We start from the raw sequence: 19,985 nt of genomic DNA on the forward strand, positions 1-19,985 counted from the left end.
ATGAATAACATTACCTATATCACCGACGGCAACTTGTTCAAACCAGGCAATATCTCCGCCATGAGACATGCCATCCGTCTGTCCGGAATTGCCAATGCTTCAACGCAGGCGCTGTTCAGCGCCACTCAGTACCTGCCCTCCCTGGTGGGTAACCAAAACATTGCCGCTCGCAGGCTCGTCGAGCTGGAAACCCGCGTACGAGAGATCGCCACGGTCATGCCCATCTCTCTGGATGTTTCGCTGAGGTCGTTCGAGCAACTGCAGAAAGAACAGATCAACGCTAACGATGCAGATCTGCAAGAGATTGCTGAAGACCTTGAGAGTGAAATGACCGCGATCCGCAGCACGATAAAGCATCAGGCAGAACAACTGAACGCTGCGCTGGCACCGGTCGCGCACGCTCTTGACCGCCTGACAACGAACGGTTACCTCGGTACGTTCGAAAGTGACAACCAATTTCAACGCAAACAGATCGAAGCGACCCAGGCCCAAATCACGGCATTGCGCGCCAGTCGAGACGAAGTCAGCAGTGCGATCAATCTGATCCAAAGCCCGGATTTCGCCAGCATCGCCAACGACACACTGTTAACTGCGGAGAACCTGCTGAAGTCCGGGATGGATGCCCCCCAAACCGCCAAGGTCGAGGCCGCCATCGAAGTCATCCGCAAACTGATCGGCGAAGCCGAAAAAGGCTTCACATTGCTCAACCTGATCGAGCAGCGCGATTCGATGACCAATCGCCTGAGCACGTTCACCCGCGATGTAAGGGCTCTCGAAGACCAGACGGCAGCCAACGAGAGGTTCATCGAGTTGATCAAAGGGGTTTATCAGTTCGACGAATGCCGTGGGCAAGCTGTGGCAGAGGCAACCAACGTGCTTGCCACCCTGGATAACGTGCTCGTTCATGCCGGGCGCCTCGACGTCAAGGAAGGCGCCAAACTGGAGGAAATCATACAGACGCTGCGTGCATTGGCCCATTACGTCGGCGGCCTTTCCTGAGCAATCTGTTTAGCGAATCCGGGGCTTTGCTCGCAAGGCCCCTTCGGCAGGGAAGCCACTTAATGACCAATCACTTCATCGACTACAACGACGCGGCATATCTGGATTTCCACATGGGCTATCTGCGGGATCTTCCAAGGCGTATCGAGGCCTTCAAGATCAAGCTCGGCCTGGTGCCTGCTGCCGACTACGGCAAATACCTGGAAACTGCCCTGAATAGCGTGGTAGCCCAGGCCCTCGACGGCAGCAAAATGTGGGGTTCCAGCGCTACCCGGTTGCGCTCGCTCCATCTGGAGGCACGCAGCACGCTCACCGAGGCAATCGAGCAAACAAATGCTGTGCCTTCGGCCGAGGCCCTGAAGCGAGTGATCGTAACGCTTAAACACCACCAAGCGAAATTCAGCCGTCAACGGGCCGAGTGCTTACGCATCATCGAATGCGCTTCGGTCATTCCCCGATTCATCGACTTCATGAATCTAAGGATTGTGCAATACGCCGCACGTCATGGGCTTCTCGCTGGCAGAGCACGAGGCGAGGCATCAAATACGTTGCACAGACGCCTTACCCCGGACGAAAACCTGGTATCGGCGACTCGTACAGTGCAGTGGAACTACCGCTGCTACAGCACTGCACTGCTCTCTGCCGGGAACATGGCCGCCTATTGCGGACGCCTGTCACTTCTTTTGAGCAACACCGTGCAACCATTGGCAGCCCTGGACGCGATGCAGTCGCCCAGGCGCTACCGACTGTCTTGCCGGCTGGCCGTCGCATCGGCGCACGAAGCACTGCGCCTCATCGAACGGACGTTTGACCGGATCCTGCGCTTCCGCTTGTAGACTCAGAAACGAAAACGGCATCCAATTGGATGCCGTTTTTTTCAGTTCGCTTAGCCGAAGCTTAAACGTAGAACGACTTCAGTGGCGGGAAGCCGTTGAATTCCACCGCACTGTAGCTGGTGGTGTACGCCCCGGTAGACAGCCAGTACAGGCGGTCACCGATAGCCAGATTCAGTGGCAGACCGTATTTGTAGTTCTCATACATGATGTCCGCGCTGTCACAGGTCGGGCCAGCGATGACGACTTCTTCCATTTCGCCTTTTTTTTCGGTCCAGATCGGAAACTTGATGGCTTCGTCCATGGTTTCGATCAGGCCGGAGAACTTGCCTACATCGGTGTACACCCAACGCTCGACGGCGGTACGGGACTTGCGCGCCACCAATACCACTTCGCTAACCAAAATACCGGCGTTGGCGATCAACGAACGGCCTGGTTCCAAAATGATTTCCGGCAGATCATCGCCGAAGTCTTCCTTGAGGAAGCGAATGATTTCTTCAGCGTAGGTTTCGAGGCTGTTGGTACGGGTGATGTAGTTGGCCGGGAAGCCGCCACCCATGTTGATCAGTTTGAGCTCGATGCCGTCTTCTTCTTTCAACCGCTCGAAGATCACCTTCACTTTGGCGATCGCCGCATCCCACACGCTGATATCGCGTTGTTGCGAACCAACGTGGAAGGAAATGCCGTAAGGCACCAGGCCCAGGTCACGAGCCAGGATCAGCAGATCCATGGCCATATCGGTCTGGCAACCGAATTTGCGTGACAGCGGCCAATCGGCCGTGGTTGAGCCTTCGGTAAGGATACGCACATAGACTTTGGAGCCCGGCGCGGCCTTGGCGATGTTGCGCAGGTCGGCTTCCGAATCGGTCGCGTACAGACGCACGCCCTTGTCGTAGAAGTAGCGAATGTCCCTGGATTTCTTGATGGTGTTGCCGTAACTGATGCGATCCGGGCCAACGCCCTGATTCATCACTTTATCCAGCTCGTAGATAGAGGCGATGTCGAAGTTCGACCCCTTGTCTTTAAGCAGATCGATAATCTCGACAGCCGGGTTGGCCTTGACCGCGTAATACACCTTAGCGAATTCAAAACCGGCACGCAGGTCGTCATAGGCCTTGCTGATCATCGCGGTGTCGATGACCACGAACGGGGTTTCTTGCTTGTCGGCGAACGCCTTCATTTTATCGAAGGTGCTTTTCTCGAAATAGTCTTCGACCTGGATCGACATGCGGGGGACTCCTGTTGGCAAACGGTAAAAATCAATGGGTGCAAATGAACGTCCTCCGTATCCCCACGTTGGTTCGCCTGCTTCCCAAGGCTGTTCGCCGAAAGCAAAAAGGCCATCCGGTGGTGCCCCCCCGGTTGGCCTTGCTGTCTCGTCGTCAGTACTTGAGCCGGATGGATCGTTTCCAGCATGGACGTTCGGCGCGAACTGTAGGACCAGAAGGGCTGGAGATCAACAAAAACTGTCGCGTTTCTACCCGTTTTTGCCAGACGGGCATCCGCGCTCGTTCAATCACCCTGTAGTAACCGACAGACGTGACAGGACGATGTTCCCGCACAGTGACTGCTGCCCTGCTTCTGCCCGAAGGTGGCGAGCTTGGCTAGCCACCGATCTGCCCCAGGTCACGACCGACCGAAGGGCAGTAGATTCGAAGAAATGTGGTGTGCCTGACACAACCATGCAGCCTGGTCTTACTGCCGCGTCGCGCCAGATCGCCTGCAGGCAAGGCTCCTACGGCCAGAATCACACGCCTCAGCCAGCCGCCTGCTCCGCCACCTCAGCTGGCGAAACAATGCTGGTCTTCTTCCCACGCGACTGCCCCGAACTCAGGTACGCAGCAATCGACTCTTGAGTCACCTCGCCCAGGAACACGTTCTCCGCATCCAGCACCGGCAGCCAGGCGCGGTTGAATTCGTACATGCGCGACAGCAGGATGCGCAGGTGTTCGTCGTAGGCCGCAGTGGCGTTGAACGGCCGCAGGTATTGCTCGCAGGTGCCGCTCTGGCGGTGCAGGTCGCGGCGGCGGACGTAGCCCATGGCCTTGTTGCTGCCATCGGTGACAACGACGTAGCGGCGGTCGTTTTCATCCATGATTTCCAGCGCGTCGGCCACCGGGGTTTCCGGACTAACGGACGGCGCGTTGTCAGCGGCGTCTTCGGCCTTGACCAGCAACAAGCGTTTGAGGGTGCTGTCCTGGCCGACAAAGTTACTGACGAAGTCGTCTGCCGGGTGCGCCAGCAGCGTGTCCGGGTGGTCGATCTGCAGCAGTTTGCCAGCGCGGAAAATAGCGATCTTGTCGCCCAGCTTGATGGCTTCGTCGATGTCGTGGCTGACCATGATCACGGTCTTGTTCAGCGCACGCTGCATTTCGAAGAATTCGTTCTGGATCATCTCGCGGTTGATCGGGTCCACGGCGCCGAATGGCTCGTCCATCAACAGCAAGGGGGCATCGGCTGCCAGCGCACGGATCACGCCGATGCGCTGCTGCTGGCCACCGGATAATTCGCGCGGATAACGATGCAGATATTGCTTGGGCTCGAGCTTGATCATGCTCATCAACTCGCGAGCGCGGTCGTGGCACTTCTGTTTGTCCCAGCCGAGCAGCTTGGGCACAACCACGATATTTTCTTCGATGGTCATGTTAGGGAACAGGCCGATCTGCTGGATCACATAACCAATGTTACGGCGCAGGGTCACTTCATCAAGGCCGGTGGTGTCTTCACCGTTGATCAGCACCTTGCCCGAGGTCGGCATGATCAGGCGGTTGATCATTTTCAGTGTCGTGCTCTTGCCGCAACCGGACGGACCCAGGAAAACGCAGATCTCGCCCTCGTTGACGGTCAGGCTCACTGAATCGACGGCCTTCACTTCTTTGCCGTTGCTTTGGAAAGTCTTGGTGAGGTTTTGAAGTTCGATCATTTGAGCAATCCTTTTGGAGTCAGCGAGCGTTGCAGCCATTGCAGAAGCAGGTCAGCGAAGATGGCCAGAATGCTGACCAGTACGGCGCCGACGATCAGCATCGACATGTCGCTGCGGCTGATGGAAGCGAGGATGAGTACGCCAAGACCACCGGCACCGATGGTCGCAGCAATGGTCATGACGCCGATATTCATGACCACGGCCGTGCGTACACCAGCGAGGATCACCGGCACGGCGATTGGCAATTCGACCATGCGCAGACGCTGGCCGAAGGTCATGCCAATGCCCCTGGCGGCTTCGCGGATGCCAGGCTCGACACCGGTCAGTGCCAGGTAGGTGTTACGCATGATCGGCAACAAGGAGTACAGAAACACAGCGGTGATGGCAGGCATCGGACCCAAGCCCTGCCCAAACCTGGAATAGAACGGCAGCAGCAGGCCGAACAAAGCAATCGACGGGATGGTCAGCAGCACCGTGGCACTGGCTTGCAGAGGACCGGCAAGGGTGGGAAAGCGGGTCATGAGCACGCCCAGCGGCACACCCACCAGAATCGCCAGCGAAACCGCGATGCCAACCAACGTGATGTGTTGCAGGGTCAGGTGAAACACCTGGTTCCAGTCAAGATGGGAGAAAGCGCTCCAGAAGCTCATGGTTTCTCCTCCTGTTTTTCCGCTGGCGTCTGCTTGATCGGCACACTTTGCGCGGAAGGATTGATCGGATGGCTGCGCAGGAAATCTGCCGCCACCACGGTAGGATTTTCATGATCGACGTCGACGCGGGCGTTCAGCGCGATCATCGTCTGATCATCCAGCAGCGCGGCCAGCGGCTTGAGCTGCTCGGCCAGTTGCGGGTGATTGTCCAGGTACTCCTTGCGGATCACTGGCGCTGCGGTGTAGTCCGGGAAATAGTGTTTGTCGTCGGCCAGGACCTTGAGCTTGAAGGCATTGAGGCGCCCGTCGGTGGTGTACACCAGCCCGGCAAAGACCTGCCCGTTGTGCAGCGCGGTATAGACCAGCCCGGCGTCCATCTGACGAGTGTTTTTACGGCTCAGGTTCATGTCGTAGTGCTTGACCATGCCCACCAGTCCGTCGGAACGGTTGGCGAATTCAGTGTCGAGCGCGACGATATGACCCTCCTTGGCCTCATCCTTGAGCAAGGTTGTCAGTTCGGAAACGTTGTTGATCTGCGGATACTGCTGCGCGATCTTGTCCGGCAGTGCCAGGGCGTAGGTATTGTTGAACTTCGATGGCGAGAGCCAGACCAGGCCCTTTTTCGCGTCGAGTTCCTTGACCCGCTGGTAGGTCTGCTCGCTGTCGAGTTTTTCGTCGACATGGTTGTAGGCCACCAGCGAGACACCGGTGTATTCCCAGAGCATGTCAAGTTGGCCAGACTCCTGCGCACTGCGCGCCAGGTTACTGCCCAGCCCACCGGTGATCTGGACCTGATAGCCCTTGTCGCGCAGATATTGCGCGGTCAGTTCAGCGAGGATGGTCTGTTCGGTAAAGACCCGTGCGCCAATGCGCAAGACGGGCATTTCGGCCGCCTGGACGAATCCTGCCAGCAGCAGGCCAGCGCCCACGATCAATGTGCATAACTTCTTCATTCATATTCCTTTCATCAGCGCGGCCGGTTATCGAGCCAGGCCACGTTCCAGCCAGATACGACTTGCCAGGGTCACGGCGCCATCGAGCAACAGGGCCAGCAACGCAGTGCATGCGGCACCGAGCACAAGCTGTGGCTGATTGTTCAGGGCGATACCAGGGAAGATCAGGCTGCCAAGGCTGTTGGCACCGATCAGGAAGGCAAGCGGCGCGGTACCGACGTTGATCGCCAGCGCGACTCGCACGCCGCCAACGATGATCGGCACGGCATTGGGCAGCTCGACACGCAACAGCACCTGACGCGGTGTCATGCCGATGCCGGTGGCAGCTTCCTTGAGTGAGCCCTGAACGTTTTTCAGGCCTTCGTAGGTGTTGCGCACGATGGGCAACAGAGAGGCGAGGAACAACGCGAAGATGGCAGGTCCGCTGCCAATACCCAGAACACCCAGGGCAATGGCCAGAACTGCAAGAGGAGGAACGGTGTTACCGATGTTGAAGATCTGCATGAAGCGTTCGGCGCGGCCAACCATGTTCGGTCGGCTAAGCGCAATGCCAGTCGGGATTCCGACTACCAGTGCCGCCAGCATCGATGCCAGCACAAGCAGCACATGCGCTTGCAGATAAAACAGCAGATCATCCTGATACTGCCTGAGTGTGTCGATGCCGATCCATTGGACCAGCAGGGCCAGAAGCGCGATGACAATCACACCTCCCAATAGCCCCTTGCCATAGCGATTTGCCACGGGCGGACTCCTTATTCAGTCGGCGAACGCGTTTCACCGGGACTGGCCTTTGCAGGCAGCCTGTGAACGTTCGCGAAGAGCAGCGGGTGGGTCGCCGGAAAGGGTTTAACCTCGGCGAAAACACAAGCCATGAGCGCAGCTTCGTCAAGCTAACTTGCTGATTTTGCGATCCTTGGCTACGTGTGCAGCCAGGAATGGACGTCTCCAGAACCGCAAAGGTTCCCACGTGGGATGCTATTTGGCCACCCTTGATTGACTGAACGGTTCGGATATTGCTTTGGTTTGGGCTATAATCGCCGCCCTTTTTTTGAATCACCTCTCGGGCGATTTCCCATGACCAGACAGGCTGCCGAAGTCGCGAAACGCCGCACTTTCGCCATTATTTCTCACCCCGATGCCGGCAAGACCACCATCACCGAAAAGCTCCTGCTGATGGGCAAGGCCATTGCCATCGCCGGTACCGTGAAGTCGCGCAAATCCGACCGTCATGCCACCTCCGACTGGATGGAGATGGAAAAGCAGCGTGGTATTTCCATCACCACCTCGGTCATGCAATTCCCGTATCGCGAACACATGATCAACCTGCTCGACACCCCGGGCCACGAAGACTTCTCCGAAGACACCTATCGCACCCTGACCGCAGTGGACTCGGCGCTGATGGTGCTCGATGGCGGTAAGGGCGTCGAGCCACGGACCATCGCCCTGATGGACGTCTGCCGCCTGCGCGACACGCCGATCGTCAGTTTCATCAACAAGCTGGACCGCGACATCCGTGACCCGATCGAGCTACTTGACGAGATCGAAGCGGTCCTGAAGATCAAGGCCGCGCCAATCACCTGGCCGATCGGTTGCTATCGCGACTTCAAGGGCGTGTACCACCTGGCTGACGACTACATCATCGTCTACACCGCAGGGCACGGGCATGAGCGCACCGATGTGAAAATCATCGAGAAGCTGGACTCCGACGAAGCCCGCGCCCACTTGGGTGATGAATACGATCGCTTCGTCGAGCAACTGGAGCTGGTGCAAGGCGCCTGTCATGAATTCAATCAACAGGAATTCCTCGACGGTCAACTGACCCCGGTGTTCTTTGGAACCGCGCTGGGTAACTTCGGCGTCGATCACGTACTCGATGCGGTCGTCGATTGGGCGCCGAAACCGCTGGCGCGTGTCGCCAACGAGCGCACGGTCGAGCCGATCGAAGAGAAGTTCAGCGGCTTCGTGTTCAAGATTCAGGCAAACATGGACCCCAAACACCGCGACCGCATTGCCTTCATGCGCATCTGTTCGGGCAAGTACGACAAGGGCATGAAAATGCGCCACGTGCGCACCGGCAAGGACGTACGCATCGGCGACGCGCTGACGTTCTTCTCCAGTGAGCGTGAACAGCTGGAAGAAGCCTACGCCGGCGACATCATCGGCCTGCACAACCACGGCACAATCCAGATCGGCGACACCTTCAGCGAAGGCGAAGCGCTGGGTTTCACCGGCATCCCGCACTTCGCCCCGGAACTGTTCCGCCGGGTGCGTTTGCGCGATCCGCTGAAATCCAAACAGCTGCGTCAGGGCCTGCAACAGCTGGCCGAAGAAGGCGCCACCCAGGTGTTCTTCCCGACGCGCAGCAACGACATCATTCTTGGCGCCGTCGGTGTGCTGCAGTTCGACGTCGTCGCCAGCCGCCTGAAGGAAGAATACAAAGTGGAATGTTCCTACGAGCCGATCACCGTGTATTCCGCGCGCTGGATCGATTGCAGCGACAAGAAGAAGTTGGAGGAATTCGAGAACAAGGCGGTGGAAAACCTGGCCGTGGATGGCGGCGGTCACCTCACCTACCTGGCGCCAACCCGGGTCAACCTGGCGTTGATGGAAGAGCGCTGGCCGGACGTGAAATTCCGCGCAACGCGTGAGCACCATTAAGGACCCGTGAAGTTCATGGCCAAGCGCTGATGGTTCCCATGCTCCGCGTGGGAATGCCGCTCATGACGCTGCGCGTCATTCATAGCGGACGCGGAGCGTCACGGGATGCGTTCCCACGCAGAGCGTGGGAACGATCATCGCCGCAATCGCGAGCAAGCTCACGCCTACAAGTGCCCACTCCTCACTTCACTACCATCCCCACTCCCCGCCCACGTGGGTCGGACGCGGTTTCGACCTTGGTGCCGTTGATGCTGATCGCCTGCACATTGCCCATCGACCAACCCTGATCCTTGAGCGTGTAGCCCATGGCTTTCAATTCATCGGCGACGGCTGCCGGCAGTGGCGCAAATTTCTCGGTATAGATCGTGTCTTTGGGCAACAACTGATGATGAACCCGCCCTGCCGCCACCGCTTCCTTGAGCGGCATATGGAAGTCATAGAGGTCGTTCAGCACCTGAAACACGGTGGTGAAAATCCGCGAGCCACCCGGCGTGCCCAACACCAGCGTCACTTCACCATCGCGCGTTACCAGGCTCGGACTCATTGACGACAACATGCGCTTGCCCGGCTCGATGGCGTTGGCATCCCCACCGACCACGCCAAAGGCATTGGCCACACCCGGCTTGGCGCTGAAGTCGTCCATCTCGTCGTTCATCAAAAAGCCCGCGCCCTTGACCACTACACCACTGCCGTAATCCCAGTTCAGCGTGTAGGTATTGCTGACTGCATTGCCCTTTGAATCAACGATGGAGAAGTGCGTGGTCTGGTGCGACTCAAGACCGGCCTTGACGTTTTCAGTCGGGGATATCGCAGTTGGATTGACCTCATGCGCGCGCCCGGCGAGATAGACGTGGTCGGTCAGTTGATTCACCGGTGCCTGTGAGAAATCGGGATCGCCCAAATAGTTGGCCCGATCAGCGAACACGCGTTTTTCGATCTCTGCCAACAGGTGGATGTAGCGCGCCGAGTTCAGCGCGACGCCCTTGAAGTCATCGCCCAACTGCTCCTTGATGCCCATCAACTGCGCCAGGGCGACGCCGCCAGAGCTGGGCAGTGGCGCGGTGTACAGGGTGTTGCCGTTGAAATTGACGTGCAGCGGTTTGCGCCACACAGCCTTGTAATCGGCCAGGTCCTGTTTGGTGATCAGCCCGCTATCGTGCTGCATCTGCGCCACCAACAGGTCAGCCGTCTGACCCTGATAGAACTCGCTGGCGCCCCTGTCGGCAATGCGCTGCAGAGTCTTGGCCAGCTCCGGCTGGCGGAAGGTTTCACCGGCTTTCAGGTTGCCAAAGTAGTCGCTGAAGTTGGTCTTGCCGTTGAGCTGTTTGATCGCTGCTTCGCCGTACATGTATTGCTTGTCGGCCACCTTGAAACCGTTTCGCGCGTAGCCGATGGCTGGCGTCAGCAACTGCGCCCACGGCAGTTTGCCGAACTTGCGATGAGCCTCCCAAAGGCCCATAACGGTGCCGGGCACGCCAGAAGCACGGGCGCCAACCAGGCTCATGCCGGGCACCACCTCGCCCTTGTCGTCCAGATACATAGTGCGGCTGGCGGCCTTGGGCGCTGTCTCGCGATAGTCGAGAAAATACGGCTTGCCGTGCATGAACAGGGTCATGAAGCCGCCGCCACCGATGTTGCCCGCCTCGGGGTACGTGACTGCTAGGGTGAAGGCAGTGGCGACGGCTGCGTCGACCGCATTGCCACCCTTTTTCAGGATCTGCGCAGCGACTTCTGCGCCATACTGATCGGGGGCTGCAACAGCGCCGCCTTCGAGTGCGACGGCATACACCGGGGAACTGGCGGCGAATATCACCGCCAAGGCGAGGGTCTTGAGTGTCACGACTCGCATAGGGCTTCCTTTGTGGGCTGATGCAACAACTTGTTATTGGCTGGCTGTCTGAGTGCTGACAAGGCTAACGGTCCAGGGCCTCATTAATGATGAAACTTCCTACAAAGGCAAATGACCGCCCGCTGTCTATCTGCACACTCGCCTGACAATCACGGCGCTGCTCGCTCACGTCGCAGATTCAACGCCAGCACGCTGCTCAGCACCACCAAGGAACCTGCGATCACCCACTGTGACGGCATCTCCCCCAACAGCACCGAAGCAATAACAATCGCCATCGGCGGGGTCAGGTACAGGCTCATGGAGGCACGACTGACCTCCATGTGTTTGAGCACATACGCCCATGCCAGATAAGCCAGCGCACTGGGAAAGAAGCCCAGCACGCCCACGGCGATATTGACCCGCAACGGCGCATTGACCACTTCGCCTATCAGCCCCGGCAGGTAGATCAATAGAAAGAACGTACCCGCCCAGATGGTGTAACAGACCATGGTCAGCCCGTCATAGCGGTGGCTGTAGCGCTTTTGCAAAGAGAAGTACACGCTCCACGAGAAGGCAGCGAGCAACACCAGCAGCCCTCGGGCATCGATGTGGCCTAAACCGCGATCCCCTGTAATGACGATCGCCACCCCGATCAACCCCCACGCCACGCATGTCCAGCGCCAGGCGCTGACACGTTCGCTGAATACGAAATGCGCGAGCAATGCACTGAACAGCGGCATCGACTGAATCAGCACGCTGGACGCCCCAGCGCTGACACCAGCCTGGCCGAAATTAAGCGCAATGTGGTGCAAAGTGACCGCGAAGAAACCGAGCACCGCCAGCAGGGGCAGATCCTTCAGACGCGGCAGCGAAATGCGCATGGAGGATGCGATCAGCGCCATGAACACCGACGCGATGAGAAAGCGCAGCAGCGCCAGATGAGTCGGGTCGTAGCCCTGCAGCCCGATGCGAATACCGGTGGGTGAGAAGCCCCAGCAGGCGATTACAAAGAACGTCGCCAACGCGACTTTGATGCCCTGCCAACGCAGCCTGGTGTCCTGTGCCTCAATGCCCATCCGGACCGGATCGTTCGCCACGCTCATTCCCACCCCCGTCGGCAGACCTTTGCCTGCACCCTTGGCCGTGAGTATCGAAACAAACTATGCTCACCACAACCGAACAATACTGACTCAATCATTCACTTTTGGTGACGCATGGAACTGGCCCAGATCCGCATGTTCAAGACCGTGGCCGACACTGGCAGCATTGCCCGTGCGGCCGAAGTATTGCATTGCGTACCGTCGAACATCACGGCCCGAATCAAGTCGTTGGAAGCCGAATTGCAGGTCGAGCTGTTTTTCCGTCACGGGCGTGGTTTGAGGATCAGCCCGGCAGGGGAAATCTTTCTGACGTATGCAGGACGCATGCTTGGCCTGGCCGAGGAAGCCAGGCGCGCGGTGCATCCCGATGCCACGCCATCCGGGCCGTTGCGCATCGGCGCCATCGAATCCTCGGCAACCTCGCGCTTGCCCAGGCTGCTTGCGCGCTTTCATGCGCGCTATCCGGATGTTTCGCTGGAACTGACCACCGGCACCGGTCCGCAGCTGCTCGACGCGACGCTGAATCACAAGCTCGACGGCGCGATTGTGGCCATTGATGTCAAACGCCCGAAACTCAAACGAACCTCGATGTACCGTGAAGACCTGGTGCTGATCGCAGCCCAATCGCTTGGGCCGATACGCAGCGCCGCAGACCTGCAAGGCAAATCGATTTTCATGTGGCCCGAAGGCTGTCCGTACCGCGCCGCACTGGAGCGCTGGCTGCTGAGCAACGGCCAGAGCCAGCCGATCATCAGCATTGCCAGCTATGGCACGATCGTCGGCTGCGTCAGTGCGGGTGCGGGCGTGTCGCTGGTGCCCAAGGGTGTGTTCGAGCAGTATCACAAGGGTTCGGGTTGGGTCGGCTATGAATTCCCGGAGCTGACCTCCATCGACAACTTGTTTTACTGGCACGAACACGCCGAACACCATCCGGCGCGGGAGGCATTCGTAGACATGTTGAAGGCCGAGTTCGATAGCGCTCGGACGACATGAGCGCGCTGGCTAATTAAACATGGGGGCTGTGGGAGCGCATTTGTCTTGTGCTGTCAGCCCCCGTTCAACAGGTGAAGGCCAAGCAGCGCCAAGCCGATAAAGAACAGCCGTTTGAATACCGGCGCGCTGATACGCTGACGCAACCACTGGCCGATCAGCATGCCCAGCAAGGCCGGGATAACCGCCAGCAATGAGGCACCCATTTCGGCCTCGCCCAGCGCGCCATTGCAAAACAGCCCTACGCCCAAGGTCAGGCTGGAAACGGTGAACGACATTCCCAGCGCCTGCACCAGTTGGTTGCGGTCCAGGCCCAACCCCTGGATATACGGTACAGCCGGAATCACGAAAACCCCGGTCGCCGAAGTGATCAGCCCGGTAATCAAACCGCACAAAGGCCCCAACCAGGTTTCCGCGCAAGGCGGCACCTTGAGCGTCGGCAGAAACAGTCCACACAGCGCATAGACAAAGAGCGCAGCACCCAATGCCCGGCCCATGCCATGCGCACTCCCCATGCCGAGCATGCAGGAGCCAATCCCGGTGCCTATGGCGATCATTGCGAGCAGCGGCCACAGCCGTTTGCACACCGTGCGCAGATGCCCACCGGCAGCCAGTTGCCAGAAGTTGGTCACCGTCGATGGAATCAGCAGCAGCGCTGCAGCCTGCGTCGGCAACATAGCCACGCCCAGCAGGCCCATGGCAATGGTAGGCAGGCCCATACCGATCACGCCCTTCACCGTTCCGGCCAGCAGAAAGGCAAACAGGACCAGCACAGTCAGGTGCCATCCGATGGTTTGATACAGCGAAAAGAAGGTTGTCATGGGCCTATGCTGACCCGGATCGGCGTGACGGAAAATCTGCGATATATTGAGCCTGCCTTCGGCCTGCACATAGCCAGAACGATGAAAATCAGCTGAATCCGTTGCCAGTGGGAACGAACAAGCTCGCTCCCACGAGGGTTCATCGTGCAGTCAGTCATTCCGGGAACGCATTAAGCGAGCAGCCATGCACTTCGACCTGATCGACCTGAAGCTTTTCCTCAACGTAACCGAAGCCGGCAACATCACGGCCGGTGCCGCTCGCAGTTATCTTTCGCTAGCGTCTGCCAGTGCCCGGATTCGCGGGCTGGAAACGTCACTGGGAATGACGCTGCTCGATCGCGGCCGACGTGGCGTCACTCCAACCGCAGCGGGCAAGGCCATGGCGCAACATGCACGGCTGATTCTGCAACAGGTTCAACGCCTGCAAGCGGACCTCACCGATTACGCTCAAGGCTTCAAGGGTCAGGTACGCCTGCTGGGCAATACCTCGGCATTGAGCGAATACCTGCCCGAGCGTCTGGCCGAATTCCTGGTCGGCCATCCGAACATCGATATCCATCTGGAAGAACACCCCAGCCTGCGCATCCTGCATGCCGTGCGCCACGGTACGGCAGACCTGGGCATTATTTCCAACGCAGTGGAGACCGGCCACCTACAGACCCTGCCCTTCTGCGCCGATCCGCTGACCTTGATCATGCCGACCGATCACCCGCTGGCCGGGCACACCAGCCTGCGTTTCAGCCAGACGCTGGACCACGAATTCATCGGCCTTGGCATGAACAGCGCGATGGCCATTTACCTGGAAGAGCAGGCGCTGCATCTGGGCCGACGAATCAAAACCCGCTTGCGGGCGGAAAGTTTTGACGGCGTCTTGCGCATGGTGTCAGGTGGCGCCGGGCTAGGCGTGGTGCCGATGGCGGCAGTTGAACGGTTCAACCACGCCGGGCGATTGAAACGAGCGCGACTGAGCGACAGCTGGGCCGACCGGACGCTGCTTTTGTGTGCTGTGGACTTCGACACACTGCCCCAATACGCCAAGGTGTTGGTGCGTCATCTGCGCGCACAAACCGCGTTTCTGGACACCCCAATGTCGAGCCCAGATAACTGACGCCAAGCAGCCGCCCTTAAGGTGTGCGAGCGTTAACTATCGCCATCGATCTCTGGAGCTGTCATGAACAACCCGATCACCGTTCTTCGCGACACCACGCCACTGCCTGTCGTCGACGCCTGCAAATGGGAGCGTATCGGCGGCGACCCGCACACGGTCAACCTCAACGCCTACACAAGCGCCGACGGTCAAAAGATCATGGGCACCTGGATCTGCACGCCGGGCAAATGGTTGGTCGAATACGTTAAATGGGAATACTGCGATTTCCAGGAAGGCTATTGCATCATCACCCCTGAAGGCCAGGAGCCCATTCACTTGAAGGCCGGTGATAAATTTATCGTCGAGCCGGGCATGAAAGGCACGTGGGAGGTGTTGGAAACCGTCCGTAAGTACTTCGTGTTTGCTTGATGGTTAACCGCCTGGCGCCGAGCTCAATGGCTCTCCCCTGGAGCGGGCAGCAATGTGGCTTTTCTGTAGCGACGAATTTATCCGTGAGAAGGCATTTATGTCGGTACCCAGGAATTGGCGGCGCCGGACTCACGACGAAATCAGGTTCTTCAGGCTGCCATCGTGCAGAGTCGATGCCTGGTGATACTGGACCGCAGGACCGTGACAACACCGCGACCGAATCCGGTCGCGGGCCCCACGCCTGATCCCGTGATGAGAGCAGGCTCAGGCGCTTTTCCGGGCAGGTTGTGGGTTAAAGAATGTTGAATGGATACTCGGCGATCAGGCGCACTTCATCGATTTCACCGCCACGATCGGCGCTGCGATAACTGGCATGTCGCAGACGAAAGCTCAGGTCTTTTGCCTGACCGGACTGCACCACATATCTGGCTTCGATGTTGCGCTCCCAGGCCTTGCCGTTTTTGGTGGTGGCGGTGTCGAAGTCGGTGCCTTTGACGTAGCGCGCCATGAAGCCCAGACCCGGAACGCCATAGGGCGCCATATTCAGATCGTAACGTGCCTGCCAGGATTTTTCGTCGGCGTAGTTAAAGTCCGAATACTGGATCGAGTTACCGACGAAAACGGTACTGTTGCCATCAACGCCGTATTTGTAATCGCCGGTGCCGCTGACCTGCTGGCGACCAACCAATACCGTGTGAGCGCCAAAGGTGTAGGCAGCCGTCAGGCTCCAGATCCGGTTGTTCAGCTCCCCACCCAGCTTTTCACCCACACTTTTGGTGTCGTATAGATTGAAGTCCAACTTCAGTCCATCTTTGCCGCTCAGAGGAACGCCCCAGGTCAGACTGCCGTAGTACTTGCGCCAGTAGTCCTCGACGTCCGAGTAGTACAGGCTTGCCAGCAGGTTGTCGGTGAATGTGTAAGAGCCGCCGCCAAAATCAATGCTGGTCAGGCGCGCGCTGTCGTGGGAGCTCTGGTTGCGATTTTTCAGCGCGGTAAAGTGCCCGCCCTGCAGTTTGAGACCCGCAATCTCGCTGCTGGTGATCAACAGGCCTTGCGCCGTTTCCGGCAACAGTCGGCTGTCGGAAGTGGCGAATACCGGGTTGTTGACGATCTGATCACCAAACTTCAATACGGTGTTGGATACACGCATTTTCACAGCGGCGCCCAAGGTCGACTGGCTGTCCTTAGCGCCATCATGGTCCTGTTCCAATAGGCCAGTACCACCGCCGGTACGGCCACCCCCAGTATCGAGCTTGAGACCCAGCAGGCCGATTGCATCAAGCCCAAAGCCGACGGTGCCTTGGGTAAAACCCGACTCATACGTGCCGATGAAACCCTGTGCCCATTCCTCTCCATAGCTCTGGGTCGCTGACTCGGCACGGTTGTCGCGGTTCATGTACATGTTACGGGCCTTGATCTTCAGCTTCGAGCCTTCAACAAACCCTGTCGCCTCAGATTGCTGATCGGCAAACGCGGTGGGTACGACACCGGCGGCAACCGCCCATGCAAATACGGTGAGTGTGTTCACGTTCATACTGCTGCTCCTGGGTGAGATCGCAGGCTGCCGCCTTCATTGGGCGACAGTCCCGGTTATTGGGCAGTGTTCAAATGCAGCTTTTCGCCGATACAGCTCGCGATACGTTTTTGTTAGGGGCATGCGATAAAAAGGTGAACCCACGCAGCCGCCGACGAGCAGGCAGCACGCGGCCGTGATCTCGTTGGTCAGGTTCAGGGGTTCAAACGTGGGCAGGCAAACAGGAGGCGCAGCGGGTGGCGATAACGTTCTCGACGTCCTGTCAAGGAAGGCCACTCACTGGCGGGCAGGCAGGCTGCCCGAAGGTTCGGCGAGAGAGGGTCTGATGCCCCGGCGTGGTAGCCGCTCGCTCGGTTGCTGACTCAGTAGCCGTGTTCGGGGTTGACCTGATTGGCCAGTTCGGTGCCCGCATGCAGGCGATCAAGGTTGTGCAGAATCTGTTCGGCTATGACCTCATAGGAGGCCGACGAGGCGATGTGCGGTGTCACGATCAGGTATGGCGTGCGCCAGAAGCTGTCGTCCTGCGGCAGGGGCTCGGCTTCGAATACATCGAGCAATGCCCCTCGTAATTGCCCACTTCGCAGCGCGGCCACCAGATCATCGCGGACCAGATGCTCGCCGCGCCCACAGTTGATCAATACCGCCCCATGGTTGAGCCGTGAAAACGTTTTTTCGCTCAGGATACCGGCGGTCTGCGGGGTCAACGGCAACAGGCAAACCAGCATATCCAGGCCGTCGAGGAAGACGTCCAAACGAGCGTATTCAAAGGTTTCGATACCTTCCAGCGCTTGCGCACGACGAGCCCAGCCACGGGTTGAGAACCCCAGGCTGGCCAATCGGTGTGCGACCTCGCGACCCAGTTCACCTAGCCCCATGACGCCGATCCGTACATCACGCGCCGGTCGCTGGGCAGGTCTGTCCCAGATGGCCTGGGCCTGCCTGGCGAGCATCTGGTCGAAGCTGCGGTGATAGTGCAATACGCCCCACAGCACGTACTCAACCATACCCAAGCGGTGATCGGGATCAACGATACGGCACACAGGAATGCCCGGTGGGCGACTGGGATCCTTGAAAATCTGATCGGCACCGGCGGCGATGGAATGAATCATTTGCAGCTTCGGCAAGGCACCCAGGCTACCGGGCAAGGGGTTCCAGCACAGCGCGACCTGCGCCTGGCAGGCACCGTCCTCGTCTGCCCGGACAATCGACAATCCGGGGCGTCGCGCAAGCATCGCTTCGCGCACCCGGCCCAGACCATTGCCACTGCCCAGCAGCACCAGAGGCGTCATGAACAGTATTCCTGGCGCTGGCTGACAATCATTTCCAGCGCCGCCTCCCACGCCAGCGCCACGATGCCCTCGTCATCATCGGCTTCGAACTGACGCGCGGTGAACTCACAGGTTTCAGGATCCGGCTGGACCAGTTCAACCCCTGCGGCCATCGCCTGAACCTGAGCCTGACAGGCACGTTCCAGAAAATAAATCGTCATGAACGCATCTGCGGCACTCGCTCCGGCAGCCAACAGACCGTGGTTGCGCAGGATCATCGCCTTATGACGGGGCCCAAGATCCTTGACCAGTTGCTCGCGCTCGGCGGTACGGGTCGCAATACCTTCGTAGCCGTGATACGCAAGGCGGTTGTAGAACTTAAGTGCATGTTGACTCAGCGGTAGCAAGCCTGATGCCTGCGCCGAGACAGCAATACCGGCGGCGGTATGGGTATGAATCACACAATGCAGATCGGGGCGGGCAAGATGAATGGCCGAGTGAATGACAAACCCCGCACGATTGACCCGGTGATCCGGATAGTGCTCATCCACCACGTTGCCTTCACCGTCGATCTTCACCAACGTGCTCGCCTTCATGCGCTCGAACAGCGTGCCGTACCGGTTGATCAGAAAGTGCCCTTCAGGCCCTTCCAGGCGTAGCGAAATGTGGGTGTCGATCAAGTCGGTCATGCGCAAGTGCGCGATGAGCCTATACAGCGCCGCCAGTTCGCAGCGCGCAGCCCATTCCTTAGGGCACATTCCCGGGGGGAGTTCAGACATCTTGGTTACCGTCGAAAGAGGTCATGGCGTGTTTTCTGCAGTCTTTTTAAGAGCAACGCGCCAGCAACTCAATGTGCCATTGCTTATATTCATTATTTTTCCGACCAATAAAGGCCTGAAGCTGTGACTCCCTCGTCGTCCCCTGCACCTCGAACCTCGTCACGCCCACTGAGCGAGCGGGTGGACTGGAACCTGCTGCGCACCTTTCAGGTGGTGGCACAGGAGCTCAGCATCAGCCGCGCTGCTGTACGCCTTCACCTCTCTCAACCAGCGGTGAGTCAGGCCCTCAAACGACTCGAGGAACAGATCGGGACCGCACTTATAGAGCGCCACGGACCGCGCTTCATGCTGACCCCGTCAGGTATCGAAACCTTGCGCGTGGCCACCGAGGTTTACGGTCAGTTCGCCCAGCTTGACGCCGCGCTGGAGCAGTCCAGCGACCAGGTGGTGGGCAAGATACGCCTGTTGACCGTCAGCGGCATTCAGTGCACCGCCTATGACCATTTTCTGGCCACGCTGCATCGCGACTATCCCGGCATTACGCTGGAAATCGAAGTGCACTCCAGCGATGCCATCATCAGTGCGCTTTCACAAAAAACCGCCACCTTTGGCCTGGCAGTGAATCGCACAGCCTATGCATGGCTCGGCCAGCAGTGTTTGACCCGAGAGCGTTACGGCTTCTATTGCAGTGACCTGCATCCGCTTTTCGGTCGTCCCGGATTGAGCTTGAATGACCTGCGTGCGGAAAACCTGATCAGCTTTACGGGTGATTTGCTGGGAGGAACGCTGTCGGCGCTGGCGGAGTTTCGCGATCGCCACAACCTCAACGGGCACATCGTCGCCTCGTCGGCCAATACCCAGGAGGTGTTGCGTCTGGTGCTGGCGGGATTCGGGATCGGCTGCCTGCCAGAGCATGTCTGTAAGGACGCTATCAGCGCCGGACGCCTTTGGCGACTACCGCCTGATGACGCAGTCTGCGAAGTCGATATCAACCTGCTCTGGCACCTTGATCAGCGCCTGACCATGGCTGAGACTGCTTTCCTTCAACGGCTGCGATCAGTGCATCAGAATGTGCAGGTTTTGCCCTGATGAGCCAATCAGGTGCATGATTCGGTGGAAATTCCGGTAACGCC

18 protein-coding genes are annotated in these 19,985 nt (G+C 58.7%); 7 read left to right on the forward strand and 11 right to left on the reverse strand.

The features are described 5' to 3' along the window. Positions 1–999 (forward strand): alpha-xenorhabdolysin family binary toxin subunit B, encoded by a 999-nt coding sequence (locus EC915_RS22590; protein ID WP_133752729.1) that lies wholly within the window; start codon positions 1–3, stop codon positions 997–999. 62 nt (positions 1,000–1,061) lie between these two features. Continuing rightward, the gene (locus tag EC915_RS22595) at positions 1,062–1,835 is read left to right on the forward strand and encodes a hypothetical protein (protein ID WP_133752730.1); all 774 of its coding nucleotides are present in this window, start codon (positions 1,062–1,064) and stop codon (positions 1,833–1,835) included. 61 nt (positions 1,836–1,896) lie between these two features. Here the strand turns inward: EC915_RS22595 and EC915_RS22600 are convergent, their stop codons facing one another. The 5 genes from EC915_RS22600 to EC915_RS22620 all read right to left on the reverse strand — a co-directional run bounded on the left by EC915_RS22600 (position 1,897) and on the right by EC915_RS22620 (position 7,099). Beyond that, the gene (locus EC915_RS22600) at positions 1,897–3,060 is read right to left on the reverse strand and encodes a type III PLP-dependent enzyme (protein ID WP_133752731.1); all 1,164 of its coding nucleotides are present in this window, start codon (positions 3,058–3,060) and stop codon (positions 1,897–1,899) included. Between the two features lie 528 nt (positions 3,061–3,588). Further along, entirely contained in the window at positions 3,589–4,755 is a 1,167-nt protein-coding gene (locus EC915_RS22605) for a betaine/proline/choline family ABC transporter ATP-binding protein (RefSeq protein WP_133752732.1), read from the reverse strand. Further along, the gene (locus tag EC915_RS22610; RefSeq protein ID WP_133752733.1) at positions 4,752–5,405 is read right to left on the reverse strand and encodes an ABC transporter permease; all 654 of its coding nucleotides are present in this window, start codon (positions 5,403–5,405) and stop codon (positions 4,752–4,754) included. Before EC915_RS22610 ends, EC915_RS22605 begins: the two co-directional genes overlap by 4 nt. Beyond that, positions 5,402–6,358 carry a glycine betaine ABC transporter substrate-binding protein gene (locus EC915_RS22615; RefSeq protein WP_133752734.1) on the reverse strand — a complete coding sequence of 319 codons (957 nt, stop codon included), beginning with the start codon at positions 6,356–6,358 and terminating at the stop codon, positions 5,402–5,404. The genes EC915_RS22610 and EC915_RS22615 overlap by 4 nt, the downstream gene beginning before the upstream one ends. A 27-nt stretch (positions 6,359–6,385) precedes the next feature. Continuing rightward, the gene (locus EC915_RS22620) at positions 6,386–7,099 is read right to left on the reverse strand and encodes an ABC transporter permease (RefSeq protein ID WP_133752735.1); all 714 of its coding nucleotides are present in this window, start codon (positions 7,097–7,099) and stop codon (positions 6,386–6,388) included. A gap of 333 nt (positions 7,100–7,432) precedes the next feature. On the opposite strand from EC915_RS22620, the gene EC915_RS22630 reads away from it, so the two are divergent. Further along, on the forward strand, positions 7,433–9,016 hold the full coding sequence (locus EC915_RS22630; RefSeq protein WP_133752736.1) for a peptide chain release factor 3: 1,584 nt from the start codon (positions 7,433–7,435) through the stop codon (positions 9,014–9,016). Positions 9,017–9,197: 181 nt separating this feature from the next. Here EC915_RS22630 and ggt read toward each other — a convergent pair whose 3' ends face one another. Both ggt and EC915_RS22640 read right to left on the reverse strand, forming a co-directional pair. Next, positions 9,198–10,865 (reverse strand): gamma-glutamyltransferase, encoded by a 1,668-nt coding sequence (gene ggt / locus EC915_RS22635; protein ID WP_133752737.1) that lies wholly within the window; start codon positions 10,863–10,865, stop codon positions 9,198–9,200. Positions 10,866–11,014: 149 nt separating this feature from the next. Beyond that, entirely contained in the window at positions 11,015–11,920 is a 906-nt protein-coding gene (locus EC915_RS22640) for a DMT family transporter (RefSeq protein ID WP_133752769.1), read from the reverse strand. Between the two features lie 138 nt (positions 11,921–12,058). On the opposite strand from EC915_RS22640, the gene EC915_RS22645 reads away from it, so the two are divergent. Beyond that, entirely contained in the window at positions 12,059–12,937 is an 879-nt protein-coding gene (locus EC915_RS22645) for a LysR family transcriptional regulator (RefSeq protein WP_133752738.1), read from the forward strand. A gap of 53 nt (positions 12,938–12,990) precedes the next feature. On the opposite strand, the gene EC915_RS22650 is transcribed toward EC915_RS22645, so the two are convergent. Continuing rightward, complete coding sequence (locus EC915_RS22650; RefSeq protein ID WP_133752739.1) at positions 12,991–13,755, reverse strand: sulfite exporter TauE/SafE family protein; 765 nt, start codon at positions 13,753–13,755, stop codon at positions 12,991–12,993. Positions 13,756–13,939: 184 nt separating this feature from the next. On the opposite strand from EC915_RS22650, the gene EC915_RS22655 reads away from it, so the two are divergent. Beyond that, the gene (locus EC915_RS22655) at positions 13,940–14,863 is read left to right on the forward strand and encodes a LysR substrate-binding domain-containing protein (protein ID WP_133752740.1); all 924 of its coding nucleotides are present in this window, start codon (positions 13,940–13,942) and stop codon (positions 14,861–14,863) included. 63 nt (positions 14,864–14,926) lie between these two features. Beyond that, positions 14,927–15,271 (forward strand): cupin domain-containing protein, encoded by a 345-nt coding sequence (locus tag EC915_RS22660; protein ID WP_133752741.1) that lies wholly within the window; start codon positions 14,927–14,929, stop codon positions 15,269–15,271. Positions 15,272–15,563: 292 nt separating this feature from the next. Here the strand turns inward: EC915_RS22660 and EC915_RS22665 are convergent, their stop codons facing one another. The 3 genes from EC915_RS22665 to EC915_RS22675 all read right to left on the reverse strand — a co-directional run bounded on the left by EC915_RS22665 (position 15,564) and on the right by EC915_RS22675 (position 18,852). Continuing rightward, on the reverse strand, positions 15,564–16,805 hold the full coding sequence (locus tag EC915_RS22665; protein ID WP_133752742.1) for an OprD family porin: 1,242 nt from the start codon (positions 16,803–16,805) through the stop codon (positions 15,564–15,566). Positions 16,806–17,167: 362 nt separating this feature from the next. Beyond that, the gene (locus EC915_RS22670) at positions 17,168–18,094 is read right to left on the reverse strand and encodes a glyoxylate/hydroxypyruvate reductase A (protein ID WP_133752743.1); all 927 of its coding nucleotides are present in this window, start codon (positions 18,092–18,094) and stop codon (positions 17,168–17,170) included. Further along, a complete protein-coding gene (locus EC915_RS22675; protein ID WP_133752744.1) occupies positions 18,091–18,852 on the reverse strand; it encodes a class II aldolase/adducin family protein in 762 nt (253 codons plus the stop codon). The genes EC915_RS22670 and EC915_RS22675 overlap by 4 nt, the downstream gene beginning before the upstream one ends. A gap of 180 nt (positions 18,853–19,032) precedes the next feature. Between EC915_RS22675 and EC915_RS22680 the strand changes: the two genes are divergently transcribed. After that, positions 19,033–19,941 carry a LysR family transcriptional regulator gene (locus EC915_RS22680; RefSeq protein WP_256658814.1) on the forward strand — a complete coding sequence of 303 codons (909 nt, stop codon included), beginning with the start codon at positions 19,033–19,035 and terminating at the stop codon, positions 19,939–19,941. The last annotated feature ends 44 nt before the right edge of the window (positions 19,942–19,985 follow it).

The organism is Pseudomonas sp. LP_7_YM (assembly GCF_004364435.1).
Lineage (GTDB): Bacteria > Pseudomonadota > Gammaproteobacteria > Pseudomonadales > Pseudomonadaceae > Aquipseudomonas.